Annotated in this window: 20 protein-coding genes; 19 read left to right on the top strand and 1 reads right to left on the bottom strand. The window is 38.4% G+C overall.

Annotated elements, in window-relative coordinates; translation table 11 throughout:
• Window positions 1-33: 33 nt before the first annotated feature.
• The 10 genes from LKF16_RS02175 (at window position 34) to LKF16_RS02130 (ending at window position 10,296) form a co-directional block, all read left to right on the top strand.
• Entirely contained in the window at window positions 34-1,095 is a 1,062-nt protein-coding gene (locus LKF16_RS02175; RefSeq protein WP_291468236.1) for a LysM peptidoglycan-binding domain-containing protein, read from the top strand.
• A 66-nt stretch (window positions 1,096-1,161) separates the two neighbouring features.
• Window positions 1,162-1,821 (top strand): (d)CMP kinase, encoded by a 660-nt coding sequence (gene cmk / locus LKF16_RS02170; RefSeq protein WP_291468234.1) that lies wholly within the window; start codon window positions 1,162-1,164, stop codon window positions 1,819-1,821.
• Between the two features lie 12 nt (window positions 1,822-1,833).
• A complete protein-coding gene (gene der / locus LKF16_RS02165; RefSeq protein WP_291468233.1) occupies window positions 1,834-3,147 on the top strand; it encodes a ribosome biogenesis GTPase Der in 1,314 nt (437 codons plus the stop codon).
• A gap of 187 nt (window positions 3,148-3,334) precedes the next feature.
• Window positions 3,335-3,610: an HU family DNA-binding protein gene (locus LKF16_RS02160; protein WP_010623460.1), complete on the top strand. Its 276-nt coding sequence runs from the start codon at window positions 3,335-3,337 to the stop codon at window positions 3,608-3,610.
• A 70-nt stretch (window positions 3,611-3,680) separates the two neighbouring features.
• Window positions 3,681-4,928 (top strand): tetratricopeptide repeat protein, encoded by a 1,248-nt coding sequence (locus LKF16_RS02155; protein WP_291468229.1) that lies wholly within the window; start codon window positions 3,681-3,683, stop codon window positions 4,926-4,928.
• A 4-nt stretch (window positions 4,929-4,932) separates the two neighbouring features.
• Window positions 4,933-6,132 (top strand): CCA tRNA nucleotidyltransferase, encoded by a 1,200-nt coding sequence (locus LKF16_RS02150; protein ID WP_291468228.1) that lies wholly within the window; start codon window positions 4,933-4,935, stop codon window positions 6,130-6,132.
• A 54-nt stretch (window positions 6,133-6,186) separates the two neighbouring features.
• Window positions 6,187-6,648: a hypothetical protein gene (locus LKF16_RS02145; RefSeq protein ID WP_291468227.1), complete on the top strand. Its 462-nt coding sequence runs from the start codon at window positions 6,187-6,189 to the stop codon at window positions 6,646-6,648.
• A gap of 261 nt (window positions 6,649-6,909) precedes the next feature.
• Complete coding sequence (gene abc-f, locus LKF16_RS02140) at window positions 6,910-8,805, top strand: ribosomal protection-like ABC-F family protein (RefSeq protein ID WP_291468226.1); 1,896 nt, start codon at window positions 6,910-6,912, stop codon at window positions 8,803-8,805.
• 9 nt (window positions 8,806-8,814) lie between these two features.
• A complete protein-coding gene (locus tag LKF16_RS02135; RefSeq protein ID WP_291468224.1) occupies window positions 8,815-9,765 on the top strand; it encodes a thymidylate synthase in 951 nt (316 codons plus the stop codon).
• Window positions 9,766-9,789: 24 nt separating this feature from the next.
• A complete protein-coding gene (locus LKF16_RS02130) occupies window positions 9,790-10,296 on the top strand; it encodes a dihydrofolate reductase (protein WP_291468221.1) in 507 nt (168 codons plus the stop codon).
• Here the strand turns inward: LKF16_RS02130 and trhA are convergent.
• A complete protein-coding gene (gene trhA, locus LKF16_RS02125; RefSeq protein ID WP_291468219.1) occupies window positions 10,273-10,950 on the bottom strand; it encodes a PAQR family membrane homeostasis protein TrhA in 678 nt (225 codons plus the stop codon). The genes LKF16_RS02130 and trhA overlap by 24 nt on opposite strands.
• A gap of 126 nt (window positions 10,951-11,076) precedes the next feature.
• Between trhA and LKF16_RS02120 the strand changes: the two genes are divergently transcribed.
• From LKF16_RS02120 to xerC, 9 genes are all read left to right on the top strand, one after another.
• Entirely contained in the window at window positions 11,077-11,919 is an 843-nt protein-coding gene (locus tag LKF16_RS02120; RefSeq protein WP_291468217.1) for a DegV family protein, read from the top strand.
• 45 nt (window positions 11,920-11,964) lie between these two features.
• The gene (locus tag LKF16_RS02115) at window positions 11,965-12,846 is read left to right on the top strand and encodes a DUF459 domain-containing protein (RefSeq protein ID WP_291468215.1); all 882 of its coding nucleotides are present in this window, start codon (window positions 11,965-11,967) and stop codon (window positions 12,844-12,846) included.
• A gap of 4 nt (window positions 12,847-12,850) precedes the next feature.
• The gene (locus LKF16_RS02110) at window positions 12,851-13,447 is read left to right on the top strand and encodes a YpmS family protein (protein WP_291468213.1); all 597 of its coding nucleotides are present in this window, start codon (window positions 12,851-12,853) and stop codon (window positions 13,445-13,447) included.
• A 17-nt stretch (window positions 13,448-13,464) separates the two neighbouring features.
• A complete protein-coding gene (locus tag LKF16_RS02105) occupies window positions 13,465-13,689 on the top strand; it encodes a YozE family protein (protein WP_291468212.1) in 225 nt (74 codons plus the stop codon).
• Between the two features lie 9 nt (window positions 13,690-13,698).
• Window positions 13,699-14,553 carry a ribosome biogenesis GTPase YlqF gene (ylqF, locus tag LKF16_RS02100; protein ID WP_291468210.1) on the top strand — a complete coding sequence of 285 codons (855 nt, stop codon included), beginning with the start codon at window positions 13,699-13,701 and terminating at the stop codon, window positions 14,551-14,553.
• Complete coding sequence (locus tag LKF16_RS02095; RefSeq protein WP_291468208.1) at window positions 14,543-15,328, top strand: ribonuclease HII; 786 nt, start codon at window positions 14,543-14,545, stop codon at window positions 15,326-15,328. The genes ylqF and LKF16_RS02095 overlap by 11 nt, the downstream gene beginning before the upstream one ends.
• Window positions 15,329-15,354: 26 nt before the next feature.
• Complete coding sequence (gene dprA, locus LKF16_RS02090) at window positions 15,355-16,173, top strand: DNA-processing protein DprA (RefSeq protein WP_291468206.1); 819 nt, start codon at window positions 15,355-15,357, stop codon at window positions 16,171-16,173.
• Window positions 16,174-16,294: 121 nt separating this feature from the next.
• Window positions 16,295-18,376 (top strand): type I DNA topoisomerase, encoded by a 2,082-nt coding sequence (gene topA / locus LKF16_RS02085; protein ID WP_291468204.1) that lies wholly within the window; start codon window positions 16,295-16,297, stop codon window positions 18,374-18,376.
• Complete coding sequence (gene xerC / locus LKF16_RS02080; RefSeq protein ID WP_291468203.1) at window positions 18,376-19,275, top strand: tyrosine recombinase XerC; 900 nt, start codon at window positions 18,376-18,378, stop codon at window positions 19,273-19,275. The genes topA and xerC overlap by 1 nt, the downstream gene beginning before the upstream one ends.
• Window positions 19,276-19,277 lie beyond the last annotated feature (2 nt).

The raw sequence follows: 19,277 nt of genomic DNA, 5'->3' as shown, positions 1-19,277 counted from the left end.
TAATAAGGATAGAAATTAGGAGGTTGGATTTTAATGCCCGAGAATAACAATAATAATTTTTCCGGTTCAAAGATCCCTGCATCGACTGAGGGATTAAGTCGGAAAGGTTCGGTTAGCCCAGAGGATCTACGTAAGTATAATCTGGTGTCTTCAGAGAACGAATCAGCGCCTGATAATTCCGACAGCGTTGTGGGTAAAGACGTTGGGACAAGTTCCGATTTTGTGAACAACGTTCCTCGTTCAAATCCGAATACCCAAAATACTGCCAATGATCAAGTACCTGAGGGGTCAGTCGATCATTTACAAGCCAGCAAACAAAGTGATGAGAAAAAAGCCGCAGCCGTTGGAGCTGGAGTTGCAGCAGGTTCTGCTATGAATTCTGCAGAAAATGCTCAAGCTACTCCAACTCGTGAAGAAAATGCGAATAATTCAGAAGATGACAAGCCATGGGAAAACACCTTTGACTCTGATACAGATGAATCTGGCCATGTTTCTCGAGCTGTCAGCAAGAGTAAGCAACGTGGAAATCACACCTTAGTTGCAGTCTTGGTAATTATTTTGATTGCTTTGATGTTTATTCCAGTTGCAATGTACTTTTTTCATGGGGACAGCAGCAACAGCAATTTAGACAATAATCAAACTGAGCAATCAGTTGAAAAGCAAGATAAAAACTCAAAAAAATCATCAGCCAAGAAGAAGGCTTCGACCAAAAAGAAGAGTTCTACTACCAAGAAATCTAGCAGTTCTAAGAAGTCTAGCTCAGACTCCGACAGCTCCAATGGTTCTGGTACTGTAAATGAAACTACTGATTCAACAAGCTCTGATAATTCTTCAAGTAATTATGGAACAGAAACATCCGGTCAAACGGGATCAACTGGCTATGGCCAAACTGGTTCAACCGGAACAACTGCTTCAAACAGTACCCAATCATCTGGCCAAGCTTCAACAGGAAGTGGATCATCATACTACACTGTTAAGCAAGGCGAGGGTTGGTATCGTGCCGCTGTTAATAACGGAACGACTATTGAAGCTCTTAAAGGATTAAATCCAGGAGTATCAACTTTATCTCCAGGTACACAATTACGCACAAAATAATGTAAAATAAAAGACAGGTCAATTCCTGTCTTTTTTTATATTTATAATTAATAGGAGTAAATTCGAATGCAAATTGCAATTGATGGTCCAGCATCAGCTGGAAAAAGTACGATCGCAAAATTGATCGCCAAAAATCTAGGCTTTGTGTACTGCGATACTGGTGCAATGTATCGAACAGTCACTTTGCTTGCAAAAAATAATCAAGTGGATTATGGTAACGTGTCTGGTATTTTACAATTAATGGATACACATGAGATCACATTTTTAAATACTGATAATGGTCAAAGAGTTCTTTTAGATGGACAAGACGTGTCAGATGAGATCAGAAGCGAAGTTATCACTAATAACGTTTCACAAGTTTCAGCAATCAAAGAAGTCCGTGAAAAATTAGTTGACATGCAACGTGATTTAGCTAATGATACTAACATTGTCATGGATGGAAGAGATATCGGCACAACAGTTTTACCTGATGCAGAAGTCAAGATCTTTTTAATCGCCAGCGTCAAGGTCAGGGCTCAAAGAAGATACAAAGAAAACGTTGAAAGAGGAATCAATACTCCTTTGTCAACATTAGAAGATGAAATTGAGGCACGTGATTACAAGGATTCACATCGTGAAATTTCTCCTCTCAAAAAGGCCGATGATGCCATCGAAGTCGATACGTCGGATATGACCATCGAACAAGTTGTTCAAAAAGTTTCAGAAATTGTTAATTCACACAAATAAGGAGGGATGCACATGGCAGTTCCAGTAGTTGCATTAGTTGGTCGACCTAATGTCGGAAAATCAACTATTTTTAACAGAATCATTAACGAACGTCTTTCGATCGTTGAAGATACGCCTGGCGTTACCCGGGATCGTATTTACGCACGTGCAAGTTGGCTAGGAAAAGAATTTCGTTTGATCGATACCGGGGGTATCGACATGTCGGATGAACCAATGACAGTTCAGATCAAGAATCAGGCCGAAATTGCGATCGATGAGGCCGACGTGATCGTATTTATTGTCAATGGTCAAAACAGTGTCACAAAAGAAGACGAGGACGTGGCCAAGATTCTTTATCGGACTAAGAAACCGGTTATTTTAGCGGTCAATAAAGCCGATAATCCAGAGCAACGTCAAAATATTTATGACTTTTATTCATTGGGATTTGGTGATCCAAATCCAGTTTCCGGTTCACAAGGTACCGGATTAGGAGATCTATTGGATGAGGTCGTTAAGGCATTTCCAACCGATGAGACTCACGAAGAAGATGATTCGATCAAATTCAGTTTCATCGGTCGTCCAAATGTTGGTAAATCATCATTGGTCAATGCTATTTTAGGAGACGATCGCGTGATCGTTTCTAACATTGAAGGTACGACTCGTGATGCTATTGATACCAAGTACACCGATGAAAGATTAGATAAAGAATTTACCATGATCGATACTGCCGGTATCCGAAAACGTGGTAAAGTTTATGAAAATACCGAGAAATACTCAGTATTACGGGCATTGAGTGCCATTGATAAATCTGATGTTGTCTGCGTGGTTTTGAATGCCGAAGAAGGCATCCGCGAACAAGACAAGCGCGTTGCAGGATATGCTCACAACGCCGGCAAGGGTGTCATCATCGTAGTTAATAAGTGGGATGCTTTGAAAAAAGACACTTACACTATGCGGGACTTTGAGAATCAAATAAGAACCGAGTTCCAATACTTATCATATGCACCAATTCTCTTTACTTCCGCTATTAAGGGACAGAGATTAGAAAAGATCCCTGAACTGGTAGCTAAAGTTTACGACAACCGTCATCGTCGAATCCAATCAGCAATGTTAAATGACTTATTGCTGCGTGCAACTTCGATTGCACCAACGCCAGTTGTTAATGGTAAGAGATTGAGAATTTACTACATGACGCAAGTGGCAATTCAACCACCAACGTTTGTAGTTTTCGTCAATGACAATGAATTGTTGCATTTCTCATATGAACGTTTCTTGATCAACCAATTAAGAGAGACCTTTGACTTTGAGGGAACACCAATTAAAATCCTTCCTAGAAAGCGTAAGTAAGGGTTTTTGACCAAATATTCAGAAAACTGATTAAAATTTTTATAAAAATACCTGTTTTATGCACTTTAACCGGGTAAAAGCTTGCTCAATGCCCGTGGCTATGGTATTTTTGTAGTTGGAATGATGAACACACACGTCAATTGTTCATAGTTTCTAAAAATTTTTTTATCTCCGGAGGTTATCAAACATGGCAAACAAAGCAGAACTTATCGACAGTGTTGCTAGCAAAACAGGATTGACAAAGAAAGATGCAACTTCAGCAGTAGATGCTGTTTTTGAATCAATCCAAGAAAACTTATCAGAAGGAAACAAAGTTCAATTGATCGGCTTTGGTAACTTCGAAGTACGTCAACGTGCTGCACGTAAGGGTCGTAACCCACAAACAGGTGAAGAAATTAAGATTCCTGCAAGCAAAGTACCTGCATTCAAACCAGGTAAAGCTTTAAAGGATTCAGTAAAATAGTATTATTTCTTGGGGGCGGTCGAATGACCGCTTTTTTTATCGAAAAAATTAATTTTTTGGAGGAAAAAAATTGAGTAAAGCAGATGAAGTTATTGAAACAATTGACGCAGGCGACTTTTCAGATGTAGATGGTCTGATCCAACAATCGCTTGAACAAGATGACGACCAAACTAAATTCTCATTGGCAGAAACTTTACTTAGTTGTGGGCTTTCAGTCCAGGCAAAGGTCGTCTATGAACATTTACTGACGTTGTATCCCGATGAAGGACAAATTTTGTCAAGGCTAGCAGAGATATCGGTATCAGACGGCGATTCAGACCAGGCCCTGGATTATATTTCACAGATCGGTCCGGATTCTCCTTCGTATGCCGAAAATTTACTAGTCTCAGCTGATATTTATCAATCGCAAGGAATGTATGAAGTTAGTGAACAAAAGCTGTTAGAGGGCGTTAGAAAGTATCCTGATGAGGATGTTTTCAGATTTGCCATCGCAGAACTATATTTTGATGAAAATAAGTTTGCAAAGGCAATTGTCTTCTACGACTTTCTTCTAGACGATGGGATCGAAGATTATTCTGGTATTTCCTTGAAATTGAGAAAGGCCAGTTCGCTAGCCGGCATGGGTAAATATGAAGAAGCCATCAGTCAATTCGAGGAGCTAAATGCAATCGAACTTAACGAAGATGCCCAATATCAACTAGGATTTTTGTATAATCAAGTTAAGAACTATAATAAGTCCATCGAAACGTTAGAAAAGTTATTGGATACTAATCGTGATTATCCGACAGCCTATGCGGTTATTGCTGACGACTATTTGAATATTAAAAACAATCAACAAGCTTTCAAATATGCACAGCTAGGCCTAAATTTGAATGAGCTTGATGATAAACTTTATGAAATTGCTTTTGATTCAGGATTGTCTGAGAATACTGACGAAGCACTCAAAATCATCAAACAAGGAATCAAGACGGTCGAGCATCCATTAGCATTGATCATTAAATTGAGTGATTTCTACGTAACTCATGGTCAATATAAGAATAATTTGGATCTATTGCAGAGCGTTGATACTAACAACAATCCAAAATTGATCTGGAATTTGGCCAAGTCTTATTATGAAACAGATGACATCAAGCAAGCTCAAGAAAATATTGGATTAGTATTTGATGAATATAAGGATAATCTCGACTTTTTAAACGATATGATCGATATTCTACGTGCTAGTGGAGATAAGCCAGCTCTAAAGGCTGCCTTAAAGCTATACTTGCGGAAAGATCCTGACGATGAGTCTATGCAAGAACTATTAGATCAAATGGGGTAATTAAATGCGACTTGAACAACTTCCAAAAGATTTTCAAAAGGCACTACCAATACTCAAAAATATCGAAGAGGCTGGATTTGAGGCTTATTTTGTGGGCGGGAGCGTTCGCGACCACATCTTAGGACTACCAATCCACGACGTTGATATTGCTACTAGCGCCTATCCAGAGGAGATCAAGTCAATTTTTAAAAAAACGATCGATACTGGGATCAAGCACGGGACCGTGACCGTGTTAATGGACGATGAATCTTACGAGATCACCACTTTTCGGACTGAGTCAGGCTATCAAGACTATCGACGTCCTGACAAAGTTACTTTTGTCAGATCATTAACTGATGACCTAAAACGGCGCGACTTTACGATTAATGCACTAGCAGTTGATCACGATGGTAACGTTGTTGATAAGTTCGATGGTCTAACTGACTTGAAGAATCATCTGATCAAGGCAGTTGGAGTAGCAGAAGAACGATTTCACGAAGATGCTTTAAGGATGATGCGTGCAGTTAGATTTCAGTCGCAACTGGATTTTTCGATCGAGTCAAAAACTGAACAAGCAATCGCCGATAATGCACCATTGCTAGAAAAAATTGCTGTTGAAAGAGTTCATGAAGAATTCGTTAAAATGATGCTTGGTCGAGCTTGGAAGAAAGGCTTCAAAGATTTTTTGAGATTAGATCTTGCGGCTCATTGTCCCGGTTTTCATGATGCCATCAATAATTTGACAAAATTGTTGAAAACTGATGACGTACAAATGCTGGACGAAACGATGGTCTGGGTATCGATCGGACATGTATTAAACTTGTCAGGAGACGACCTCAATCATTTCTTGCGTTTATGGAAAGTCTCAAACCAAGTCAGAGAAGAATGTCTAGCCACTGAAAATACTCTCAATGATTTTCAATCTGGAAATTTTGATATTTGGAATATTTATCAAAATGGGATTCAAAATATCCCTAGAGTTGAAGAGCTTTGTCAGCTATTTAAGATTCAAATTGATAAAGATAAAATCAACAAGTCGGTTTCAGAAATTCCGATAAAAAATTCACATGCATTGAAAATTACGGGTAAGGATGTCATTGATATCCTTCAGATCAAGCCGGGTCCCAAAATTGGCGAATACATGAACAGCCTTGAAAAAGCTGTGGTTACGCAAGCGGTTACAAATTCTTACAAAGATTTGCAAAGATATTTGTTAATATTGTAACAACCGTGGTATCATTACCATGTTAAGTATTTTAGTATTCGAAAGGGTGGTAGCATGAAACACGTATTTAAGGAATTGAAATTTTACTTCAGAAATGAAGATACTTGGACAGTAAATCATGGTGAAATGAGTGATGTCTGGATTTCACGTGTTACAACTAGTTTTGGACGTATCAATGGTGGACGTATGGAAGAGATTCATCCATGCAAGAGTTTTAGAATCGAGATCTTACCTGAAGCTGATTACATTAAAGATACTGATGTATCAACGGGTGCAATGGCAGATGGTATGTTCAATCGAATCATTAAATATCAAGATCTAGAAAAGGTTGACATTGTCTTTGGCGAAGAAGAAGGTAAAGAGCCAATGCAAATTTATCTTCCATTCAAGCAAAAGGATGCCGAAGGATTGGATAACGCTTATCAATCATCAGCAATTTCTAAGAAGAACGGCAAGTTATATCTTGCAGTTAACAAAGAAAAGACTGTTTACGACATCTACAAAGACCAACTATAATCACTAAATTAAGCCTCTTTACGCAAGAGGCTTTTTTTGTTCAGAGTGTGACAAAACATGGTCAGATCATGAGCATTAATGTAAAAAGGTAGCTAATTCAAATTTGAATTGGCTACCTTTTGTAATTAAGCACAGTGATCTATGTTTTGTTGCACGTTTATGCTGCATCTTGGATAAATATAAAGTTATAGCACAACTCTTTTTTTCAGCTCCAATTTCGACTAAAATATTAATTAACTTTGAAAATACGTGGTGAGTTACGTGAAAACATTAAATGTATCAAATGCTTCAAAAAGTTTTGGAGATCGAACGTTGTTTAAAGACGTTACATTTACGATCAGTGAAAATGATCGGATCGGACTACTAGGACTTAATGGTGTCGGTAAAACTGCGCTTTTAGACGGCATGGTCAACAATGAGGACCTCAATTCGATCGATATCGAAAAGCCTAAGGATTACAAGATCAACTATTTAAGACAGCAGCCTGAGCTAGATGAAAAATTGTCAGTGACGGATGCTGTTTTTGAGGGTGAAAATGCGCAGTTTAAGCTGATCCGAAAATATGAGGCAGCTTTAAACGATTTTAATAAGCATCCGAATGATGATAAGATCCAAAAGAAATTTTTTGAACTCCAAGAGAAAATGAATGCCGCTGATGCTTGGCAAATGGAATCAGACGTTAAAGCAATTTTGAATAAATTGGGGATCACTGAATTGGACAAGGCCGTTGGCGATTTGTCGGGTGGCCAACAAAGACGTGTGGCTCTGGCACAGACATTGATCTCAGATGCTGATCTGTTGATCTTAGACGAGCCGACTAACCATTTAGACTATCAAGCGATTGACTGGCTTGAAGGTTATTTGAATAAATTTAAAGGGTCAGTAATGTTTGTTACCCATGACCGTTATTTCTTGAATAAAGTTGCTAATCGAATTTTTGAATTAGAGCATCAAAATGTGACTGAATATGATGGTAACTACGAAAAATATCTCCAACAAAAAGCAGCCAATGAAGCAACTATGGCTGCAGTGCAACAGCATAAGAAACAGCTCTATAAAAAAGAGCTTGATTGGATGCGTGCCGGCGTTAAAGCTCGTGGTACTCGTCAGCAAGCCCGTGTCGACAGATTCAATGACTTGAAAGACGACTTGCAGAATAAACCTGAAGAATCTGGCGAAATGTCGATCGATATTGCCCAACAACGTTTGGGTAACGATGTCTTTAAGATCGATGACGCTGAGTTAAAATTCGACGATCAAGACATCATCGATGATTTTAGCTATTTAGTTACCAAAGGCGATCGAATCGGGATCACTGGTTCCAATGGATCTGGTAAAACGACGTTTTTAAACGTTTTGGCTGGTAAGGTACAACTAGACTCAGGTTCGGTCAAAACTGGTCAGACGGTCAAATTAGGCTATTACACGCAATATACGCAAGACATGGATCCAGATAAACGAGTGATCCGTTACTTGGAAGATATTGGACAAAACGTTCATACTACGGAAGGCAACAAGGTTTCGGCTTCCCAGTTATTGGATACTTTTAAATTTGACCATCAGATGCAAGGCGCATTTATTCGTGAATTGTCCGGCGGTGAAAAACGACGCTTATACTTATTAGCAATTTTGATGACGCAACCGAACGTATTGTTGCTTGATGAGCCAACTAACAACTTGGATATTGAAACATTGACAATCTTGGAAGATTACTTGGAAGACTTCAAGGGAACTGTAATGGCAGTTTCTCATGATCGCTATTTCTTAGATAAAGTTGCCGACAAATTATTGATTTTTGAAGGCCAGGGGCAAATCGTTGAAAGCTACGATTCATATTCTGGATATTTGTCAGAGATGGCAAAAAAAGAACAAGAAAAACATCAGCAGTCAAAAGAAAAGAAATCTGAGCAACATGCTGAACAAAAAAATGAAACGACCGAAAAAACCAAACTTACTTACGCTGAAAAGATGGAACTGGATAAATTAGAACCTCAGATCGAGAAATTAGACGATAAGATTTCTAATTTGAAAGCGCAGTTAAATGACGATAGCAATGATTATACTAAGTTAATGGATTATCAGCGTGAACTGGATGAGGCAAATAAAGAAGCCGATACAATGATGGAACGCTGGGAATATTTGAGTCAATTCGAATAGGAGGTCACCATGAATAACGAGCAACAATATTTAGATTTATTACAATACGTGCTAGATAATGGCCATAAAAAGAGTGACCGAACAGGTACGGGAACTATTAGCGTGTTTGGATATCAAGCCAGATTTGATTTATCGAAATCATTTCCGCTGCTAACCACTAAAAAGGTTCCTTTTGGATTGATCAAAAGCGAATTGCTATGGTTTTTACATGGTGATACCAACATTCGTTATTTGTTAGAGCACAAGAACCATATTTGGGACGAATGGGCTTTTAAAAAATATATCGAGAGCCCAGACTACAGTGGACCAGATATGACCGATTTTGGTCGACGGTCTTTAGTCGACGACCAATTTAATCAACAGTATAAAGAACAGAAAAGTCGCTTTGACGATTTGATCTTGCATGACGACCAATTTGCTGAAAAATACGGTGATCTGGGATTTGTCTATGGAGCACAATGGCGTCACTGGCAAAAACGCGATGGCGGAATAATTGACCAGATCCAGAATGTGATCGACCAGATCAAAACCACTCCTGATTCAAGAAGAATGATCGTTAGTGCCTGGAATCCAGAAGATGTGCCCACAATGGCTTTGCCACCTTGTCATACGTTGTTCCAATTTTACGTCAATGATGGCAAGCTATCGTGTCAGCTTTATCAACGCAGTGCAGATCTATTTTTAGGCGTTCCGTTTAACATTGCCAGTTACGCATTGTTGACGCACTTGATCGCTCGAGAGACTGGACTTGAAGTAGGCGATTTCATCCACACATTTGGGGATGCTCATATTTATTTAAATCATCTTGACCAAGTTAAAGAGCAGCTATCAAGGACGCCAAATGTTGGTCCTCAATTAAATATTGCGACCGATAAAAGTATTTTTGATCTGGATGTGAAAGATATAACCTTAAATGGCTATGATCCACAGCCAGCAATTAAAGCGCCAGTTGCTGTATAAATTTTTTAGATGGGATGTTTTTTAATGATAGGATTTGTTTGGGCAGAAGATACACAGCACAATATTGGCATCGATGGACACTTGCCATGGTCCTTGCCAAACGATATGAAACGTTTCAAAGATTTGACTACTGGAAATACGATCGTGATGGGACGAAAGACTTTTGAGAGCTTTCCAAATGGTCCATTGCCTAATCGATTAAATATCGTCGTTTCTAGAGATCAAAATTACCAGGTGAAACAGCCGGCTATTTTGATCAACTCAAAGTCCGAGCTTTATGATCACGTTGACCCTGATGATAAGATCATGGTGATCGGCGGCAAGGGTATTTTTGAAATGTTTAAAGACGATGTCGACACCTTGTACGTGACCAAGATCCACCATGAGTTTTCTGGCGATACGAAAATGTCTGAGATCGACTACAAAGACTTTAAATTGGTCGAAAAAAAAGAAGGTACCATGGATGCGAAAAATCTTTATCCATATACCTTCGAAACTTATCAGCGTTTAACCAACGTAGAAGTAAACTGAGAAATACATTAAGGCTGTACCAATCATTACGAACACGTGCCAAATGACGTGAACGAATTTTAAATTTTTGATCAAGTAAACGCCAGCGCCGAGTGTAAATGCAATGCCACCAAAGATCAAAAGCCAGGTTCCAGTCGCGCCAATGGCACTATACAGTGGCTTCATGGCAATGACGATTGCCCAGCCCATCAGGACGTACAGTAAGGTTTCGAAATACTTAAATCGCCCAACGTTAAATATCTTATAAAGTATTCCGCCGATTGCTAAAGCCCAAATAATCGATAATAGGGTGATCGCAAAGGCGGAACTTTTTAGTGCTACGAGGCAATAAGGCGTGTAGGTTCCGGCAATCATGAGAAAAATTGAACTGTGGTCGAATATTTGAAAGACGCCCTTTGCCTTAGTAAAATATAAGCTATGAAAAAGCGTCGAACTCAAATATAAGAAAAATAATGTGAATGCATAAATGAAAAATGCTGTAATTGTCAGTGGATTGCCAGTTTTAAATCCTTTGATCAGCAAAAATACGGCTGCAATTATTGCAAGTACGATTCCAATACCGTGCGTGACGGCACTGAAAATCTCATTTAAAATTCGATATTTTTTAGTAAACTTTTTGGATGGATTATTTTTTTGGACACTTTTGTTATTCAAAATGATTACCGTCTTTCAATTTGTTTAATTCCATAATAATACTTTATCGTAAAGTTAATACATTATGTACAAATCTGGTATAATTTAAACAATCAATCAATGAAAACCCTATGAAAGAGGGAGAATATGAGCAAGGTTAAAATTATCACTGATTCTTCAGTTCAGTTGACTGAAGAAGAAATTAAAGAAAACAATATTGGTGTTGTTCCTTTGACAATCGAGATCGATGGTAATACATACACAGATGGTGTTGATATTTCACGTACGGAGTTTGTCAAAGAAATGGATTCATCAAAAGAATTGCCCAAAACTTCCCAACCGTCGATTGGAACATTTATGGAAGTGATCGATGCAGTTCCTGATGATTATACCGACATTCTTTCATTGAACATGACTGAAGCTATCAGCGGGACTATCAACGCTGCACGTCAAGTCAGTACGATGACAGATCGAAATTTTGAAGCTATTGACACTCAATTTACTGATCGTGCGTTGGCATTTCAGGTTTTGACAGCTGCTAAATTGGCCAAAGCAGGCAAATCAGTTGACGAAATCAAAGAAGCAATAAATAATGTTCATGATCATACATATCTCTATATGGGAGTTACGAGTATTGAAAATATCCTTCGTGGCGGCAGATTAAGTCGTTTTGCGGGAACATTATCAACGCTTTTGAATTTGAACCTCGTGTTAACATTAAAGAATAACAGTTTGGATATTGCTAAACGTGGGCGCGGACGCAAGACAATCGAGAAGTATATGAAAAATGTCATGGCCGAGATCAAAGAACTGAAAAATATTAAAGCTATTGGTATTTCATATGTTGACAGTATGGATTACGTAAACGAGTTGAAGGCACAGCTTCAAGAAATAGTACCGGATGTGCCATTGTTGATTCGGGTTACGAGTCCTGTAATTGCGACCCACGCGGGTTCTGGAGCATTTGCAATTGAATTTTATACCGAGTAAAAGCTGATGTTTATCATCAGCTTTTTTTGAAAGATTGGATTTATTATGAGAAAAAAGAAATTATGGATCATTAGTATCCTAGTCGTCGTTATTTTATTAGCAGTAGGCGGTGGATATTACTTTACTAAAGGACCAGGTAGTTCTGAGTTAACTACCGAAAAAACCAAAATTACTACCAAAAAAGAACAAGACGTTAAGAAAGTTAGTCAGAAGAAAAAAGTCGTTCCAACTAAGAAAAATATTTCAATTGTCGCCATTGGCGACTCGTTGACCGAAGGAATCGGCGATTCTAAATCAGTCGGTGGCGGATATGTAACTAGATTACAAAGAAAAGTTGCCTCGACATATAATGTTAAAGCTACTTCGGATAATTTTGGGGTTTCAGGAAACACTAGCAGCCAGATAATTGACCGCATCTCATTTGACCAAAAGATTCACGACGCTTTGCCAAAAGCTGACATTATTACGGTCACAGTCGGTGGAAACGACTTTATGCATTTGCTCAAAAAGAAGGGCATGGATCTGACTGAAAAAGATATCGCAACTGAACAAGAAGCGTTCGATCAAAGATTAGGCGTCTTATTAGCTGATATCCGTCATTATAATGCCAACGCACCGATTTACTTAGTTGGTATTTATAATCCCTTCAGTATTTATTTGTCTAACGTTAAAGATGCTAAAACTGCCTTTATCAATTGGGGCAAAGGCACTCAAGATGTTGCAAATACAGTAAATGATACTTATTACGTTGATATCAATAGCCTATACCAGACTAAATATGCTGATAAAAAAGCTGAAAAAACTGGGATCAACCCCTATTTATCAAATGACGATCATTTCCATCCAAATGCAACCGGATATGATATGATGACAAATAAAATTTTTGAACAAGTACAAAATACCAAGAAAGAGTGGCTAGTGAAGTAATCATATGAAAAAAAGAAACTATTGGATGTATGCTTTTTTAACATTATTAACGATTTTGATCGTATTTGGCGGTCTGTTGAGTGCCAAGATTTTCAGCGCTCCTAATGAGACTTATAAAGTCAGTTCGACCATGGAACCCAAGAGTCAACAAGTTTTCACCGTCAATATGGACAAGAGACAAGCCAATCAAATGGCGGAGTATTATTTGAAGCACACCTTAAATAACGGCAAGGCTCAATACAGTTTCAAATTGAAAAAAGATGCTGTCATGTCTGGCCAAATCGCCTTCTTAGGTTCCAAGATCCACTTCGATCTGGAAATGGAACCATATGCAAAAACTAATGGCGATGTCTTATTGAAGGCAAAAAGGATCAAGGTTGGGGCATTATCGCTACCAATTAAATTTGTAATGAACTATGCTAAAAATAGCTTTAAGATTCCCAATTGGGTCGATGTTAACAGCAACGATAAAACGATTTTATTGAAATTTACTAAGTTTACTACCAAAGAGGGATACAGTCTTAGAGCAAAGAAGATCGATCTGAAAAATGACCAACTAGTCTTTAATGTCATGAATAAGAAAATGACTGACGACCAGTAACTCAAACGAGGAATAAAATGAAAAGAAGTTTTTATCAATTTTTAATGACGCTTCGCAATCCAGAAAGTGTCGAACCAGAGGCAGAATTTGCCAACAACGCATTTCATGATCAATCGTTTCCAAAGCAGGAGCAAGATTATGAGAAAATCTCCGAATATTTGGAACTAAATGCCGGTTATCTACCTTCGATGACCATTTTTGACGAAGCGTATGCTAAGTACAAAGACATAGACAGAAAATAGGTGATAAATATGGCCCTACAGTGGTATCCAGGACATATGAACAAAGCAAAAAATCAAGTTCAAGACCGGCTCAAAGTGGTCGACATCGTCTTAGAAATAGTTGATGCTCGTCTGCCTTATTCGTCGCGGAATCCGGTCTTGGAACAAATCATCAATCAGAAAAAGCACATTATTATTTTAAACAAATCTGATTTAGCAGATCCTAAGTTAACATCTGATTGGATCTTGAATTTTAAACAAGAGGGAACGGCCTCAATTGAATCTGATGCTAAACACGACAATAAATTAGCGCATTTGAATGCTATGATCCGTTCAGAATTATCCGAAAAAATCGCCAAGTATGAACGTAACGGAGTCAAGAATTATCAGATCAAGGCGATGTGCGTGGGGATACCTAATGTTGGTAAGTCGACGATCCTGAATAAAATGGTTGGGAAAAATGTTGCCGTTACCGGTAATAAACCCGGTGTTACCAAAAATCAAAATTGGCTTAAAACCAATTATGGAATCGACTTACTAGATACCCCTGGTATTTTATGGCCTAAAATTACAGATCCAAAGGTTGGTATGAAATTGGCATTGTCTGGAGCTATCAAGGATAAGATCTATCCACCAGATGATGTAGCAATATTTGCCTTGAATTTCTTGGAAACTAATTATTTGGAACGAGTAATGTCAGTTTATAATCTTGAAAGAGCCGATATTTTTAATCATACGACACCAGAATTGTTGATGAACTTAACGAAAAAATTTGGCTACAAAGAAGATTATGATCGAGCTTCCAGAAAAATTATCATGGACGTGAGAAATCTCAAATTCGGTCGATTGACATTCGATGTGCCTGGAGAGTTTTATGAAGAATAGTCGGACCATCTCCGAAATAAAAGATTTATTAAAACAAGACGTTAATGATGATATTTTAGAAGAATTAGCAGCTGATGAACGCAAAGGCGTCCAAAAGCTGTTGGTTGCTTATCAAAAAAAAATAGTCGCTAAACAGCAATTGATTGAGAAATTTCATCAAAAAGAACATCTTGAGCATCCTTACTGGGAACGTGGTCAGTACGTTGCTGGGGTCGATGAAGTTGGACGTGGACCTTTAGCTGGACCAGTTGTCACAGCAGCGGTAGTTTTACCGCCTGATAATACGCTATATGAAGTCGATGATTCGAAAAAACTATCGATTGCTAAACGAAATGAATTGTATAAGCTGATCTGTCAACAAGCGATTGATATCAGCGTAGCTGTAGGTTCACCACGCTTGATCGACACCGAAAATATTTATCATGCGACGGAATTAGTCATGGCAGATGCAATCAATAATTTATACTTAAAACCAAGTCATATATTAGTTGACGCGATGACTATACCGGTCAATGTTTCTCAGACCAAGTTGATCAAGGGGGATTCTAAATCGTTAACCATCGGTGCTGCTAGTATTGTTGCCAAAGTGGCACGTGATAGATTGATGCAAGAATACGATCGTATCTATCCTGAATTCGATTTTATTCATAATGATGGCTACGGTACTCGTAAGCATTTAGATGCCCTAGAAAAATATGGCAAGACTTCGATCCATCGGGAAAGTTTCGCTCCAGTCAAAAATATTCATAAGTCATATCAAACACCACTTACGTAATTTGTAATTACGAAGGTGGTTTTTTTATGGATAAATTAACAGAATTTTTGACTAGATGTCGCTTAACACGGCAAGTATCAAATCAGCAAATGCTAAAAATTATCAAATTTTATTTGGAATCTGCCCACTTTGAGTCGGATGCATTAAAATTTGTGGCAGATTTATTAGGTCCGCAGAAGTTTAACCAGTTTCTTCTATTATTTAGTAAGACGGACTTAATGAATATTTCAGCAATTACTTTTTTAGACCCAAGCTATCCAGAAAAGTTGAGAAATATATACAATCCGCCGGCACTTTTGTTTTATCGAGGAAATAAAAATTTGCTTTTAACGCCGTGTTTGGCTATTGTTGGTTCTAGGAATGCGAGCGAGTACAGTCGCCGTTGCATTCGGGGACTTGTGCCAAAAATTACTGGTCGGTATACTGTTGTAAGCGGGCTAGCAAAAGGCGTAGATTCCTGGTCCCACCAAGCGACCCTGGATAATTCTGGCAAGACCATTGCTGTAATTGGCAGTTCATTAGATGTCTGTTATCCGGCGGAAAATAAACAGCTTCAGAAAAAAATTTCCGAAGTTGGTTTATTGCTGTCAGAATATCCACCAGGGAGCAAGATCAATCGTTGGCATTTTCCCCAGCGTAATCGGATCATTGCTGGTTTGAGCGATAAAGTTGTTATTACAGAAGCCAAAAATCGCTCGGGTGCGTTGATAACCGCTGAAATGGCACTTGATTCCAATCGAGATGTTTATGCCATTCCCGGTCCGATCGATTCCAGTCTTTCAGTAGGATGCAATCATTTGATCCAACAAGGGGCAATTCCCTTGATCAATTTTACTGAAATTTAGGAAACGCTTCCGAAAAATTCAAATTAAATGTATTATTTGATTGACAAAACAATAATTGATAATTAATATTAGTTCAGTTTTCTTAAACGAGCCAATTGTTATACAGAAAGGAGCACACTACGTGCCATCATCAAAAAATCTGGTGATCGTAGAATCACCATCCAAAGCAAAGACCATTGAGAAATACCTCGGTAGAAATTACCACGTAGTTGCTAGTTTAGGTCACGTGCGTGATCTGCCAAAGAGTCAAATGGGTGTCGATGTCGAACACGACTACGAGCCTAAGTATATTTCCATCCGTGGAAAGGGTCCTGTTATTAAGGACCTCAAAAAAGAAGCCAAAAAAGCCAAACGTGTTTATCTGGCAGCCGATCCGGATCGTGAAGGCGAGGCAATTGCCTGGCATGTTTCACATCTACTCGGATTAGATGTTGATGGAAAGAATCGTGTGGTTTTTAACGAAATCACTAAAGATACAGTTAAACAAGCATTCAAGAGTCCTAGAAGCATTGACATGAACTTAGTTGATGCCCAGCAAGCACGTCGTGTCCTAGATAGATTGGTGGGATATTCAATATCACCAATTCTTTGGGCTAAAGTTAAAAAAGGGCTTAGTGCTGGACGTGTTCAATCGATTGCCTTGAAATTAGTGATCGAACGCGAAAATGAGATCAAGAAGTTCGTTCCTGAAGAATATTGGACGATCGAATCGATTTTTAAACATGATAAAGAAAAATTCAAAGCTAATTTTTATGGACTTAACCATAAAAAGATGGATCTACCTAACAACGACAAGGTTCAAGAAGTTTTAGGCAAGATCGATAAAAAGGCTGACTTTGATGTTGAAAAAGTTACCAAGAAAGAACGTAAGAGATTCCCTGCTGCACCATTTACGACTAGTTCTTTGCAACAAGAGGCTAACCGTAAATTGAACTTCAAAACGCGAAAAACCATGATGATCGCTCAGCAATTATATGAAGGAATCAACCTCGGCAAAAAAGAGGGAACTGTAGGACTGATCACATACATGCGTACTGATTCAAAGCGTATCTCAAAAGTGGCTGTCCACGAGGCTTCGCAATTTATTCATGAAGAATATGGCGAACCATTTGCAGCAGTTAAGATGCGTAAAGATAAGAACCAAGAAGGCGCCCAAGATGCCCATGAAGCTATTAGACCTTCATCCATTTATAGGACACCAAAATCTTTGAAAGATATTCTGACACGTGATCAATATCGCTTGTACGATTTGATCTGGTCTAGATTTGCTGCCAGTCAAATGACACCAGCCGTATTCGATACGATGTCAGTCGATATTACTCAAAATGACGTCATGTTTAGAGCCAATGGTTCAAAGATGAAATTCCAAGGATATCGTAAAGTTTATCAAAGTACAGCTGAATCAAATAGTAAGGATAACATCTTGCCTGACCTACAAGAAGGCGACAAAGTTAAGCTACAATCTAACGACCCTTCGCAACATTTCACGCAGCCACCTGCAAGATATACCGAAGCTTCATTAGTTAAGGCTTTGGAAGAAAACGGCGTGGGTCGTCCATCAACTTATGCTCCTACTATTGATACTATCCAAAGACGTTATTACGTTAAATTAAATGGTAAAAGCTTTGAACCGACTGAACTAGGTGGAATTGTTGATAATTTGATCCAAGATTATTTCCCTGATATCGTTAACGTCGACTTCACGGCTAATCTTGAAGATGAGTTGGATAACATTGAAGAAGGCAAGGAAAATTGGGTCAAAGTAGTTGACCGTTATTACAAACCTTTTGAAAAAGAATTGAAATCTGCTGAAGATAAAATTGAAAAAGTTCAGATCAAAGATGAACCGGCTGGTATCGATTGCGATATCTGTGGTGCACCCATGGTCATCAAACTTGGTCGCTACGGTAAGTTTTACGCTTGTTCAAGATTTCCAGACTGTCGTAATACTAAACCAATCGTTAAAGAGATCGGCGTAGTTTGTCCTAAGTGTAAAAAGGGTCAAGTCATTGAAAGAAAATCAAAGAAGAATCGAATTTTTTACGGTTGTTCCAGATATCCTGACTGCGACTTCGTTTCATGGGACAAGCCAGTCGGTAGAAATTGTCCTAAGGATCAACATTACTTAGTTGAAAAGAAAGTTAAAGGTGGACGCCAAGTTATTTGTCCTAACGGAGATTATGAAGAGGCAGTTCAAAAATAATGATCGAACAAGATCTAGTCGATAAGTACATTGATTACTTAGTGATCAACCGTCATTATTCTGATGATACTAAGAAATCTTATTTAGAAGACATCAATAATTTTGTCCATGCATTGGACCAAAATGGAGGTTTTCAGGGATTTTCAGTTGTAAATCGATTCGACGTTGAAACTTATCTGACTTTTATGGATGAACAAGAATATTCTGACGACACGATTGCTCGTCGAATCTCGTCGTTGCGTTCCTTTTATAATTACTTAGTCAGAAACAATTTTTTGACGAAGAATCCCTTTGAACTAGTTCAACTTCGTCGCAAGGGAAGAAAATTACCAAGATTTTTTTATGAAAATGAAATGAAACAGCTTTTTGAAGCAGTCAAAGGTGACGATCTTCTTTCACAAAGGGATTCAGCTTTGTTAGAATTGTTATATGCGACAGGGATGCGTGTTAGCGAATGTGCTAATTTGACCATGTCGCAGCTGGACTTTGCTAACGGGGTCGTTTTGATTCACGGTAAAGGTGACAAAGATCGCTACGTTCCCTTTGGCGAATATGCTCAGACTGCTTTACAGAAATATTTTCAAGACGCTCGTAAAGTTATCATGAATAAGTATGAACAAGATCACGATTTTGTTTTTATTAATAACCGTGGTAAACAGATCACGAGTCGAGGAATTGAATATATTTTAGATAAGATCATTAAAAAGACTAGTTTGACTGCGGATATACATCCCCATATGATCCGTCATACGTTTGCAACGCATCTTTTAGATAACGGTGCAGACTTACGGACGGTTCAAGAAATGCTCGGCCATTCTAGTCTGTCAACCACGCAGATCTACACGCATGTAACTATGGAGCATTTACAAAAAGACTATAAGAAATATTTTCCTAGATAAGA

Origin of the sequence: Companilactobacillus sp. (assembly GCF_022484265.1) — a bacterium.
GTDB lineage: Bacteria > Bacillota > Bacilli > Lactobacillales > Lactobacillaceae > Companilactobacillus.
The sequence above is the reverse complement of the archived record's forward strand: the minus strand, read 5'-3'. Positions and strand labels throughout refer to the sequence as shown.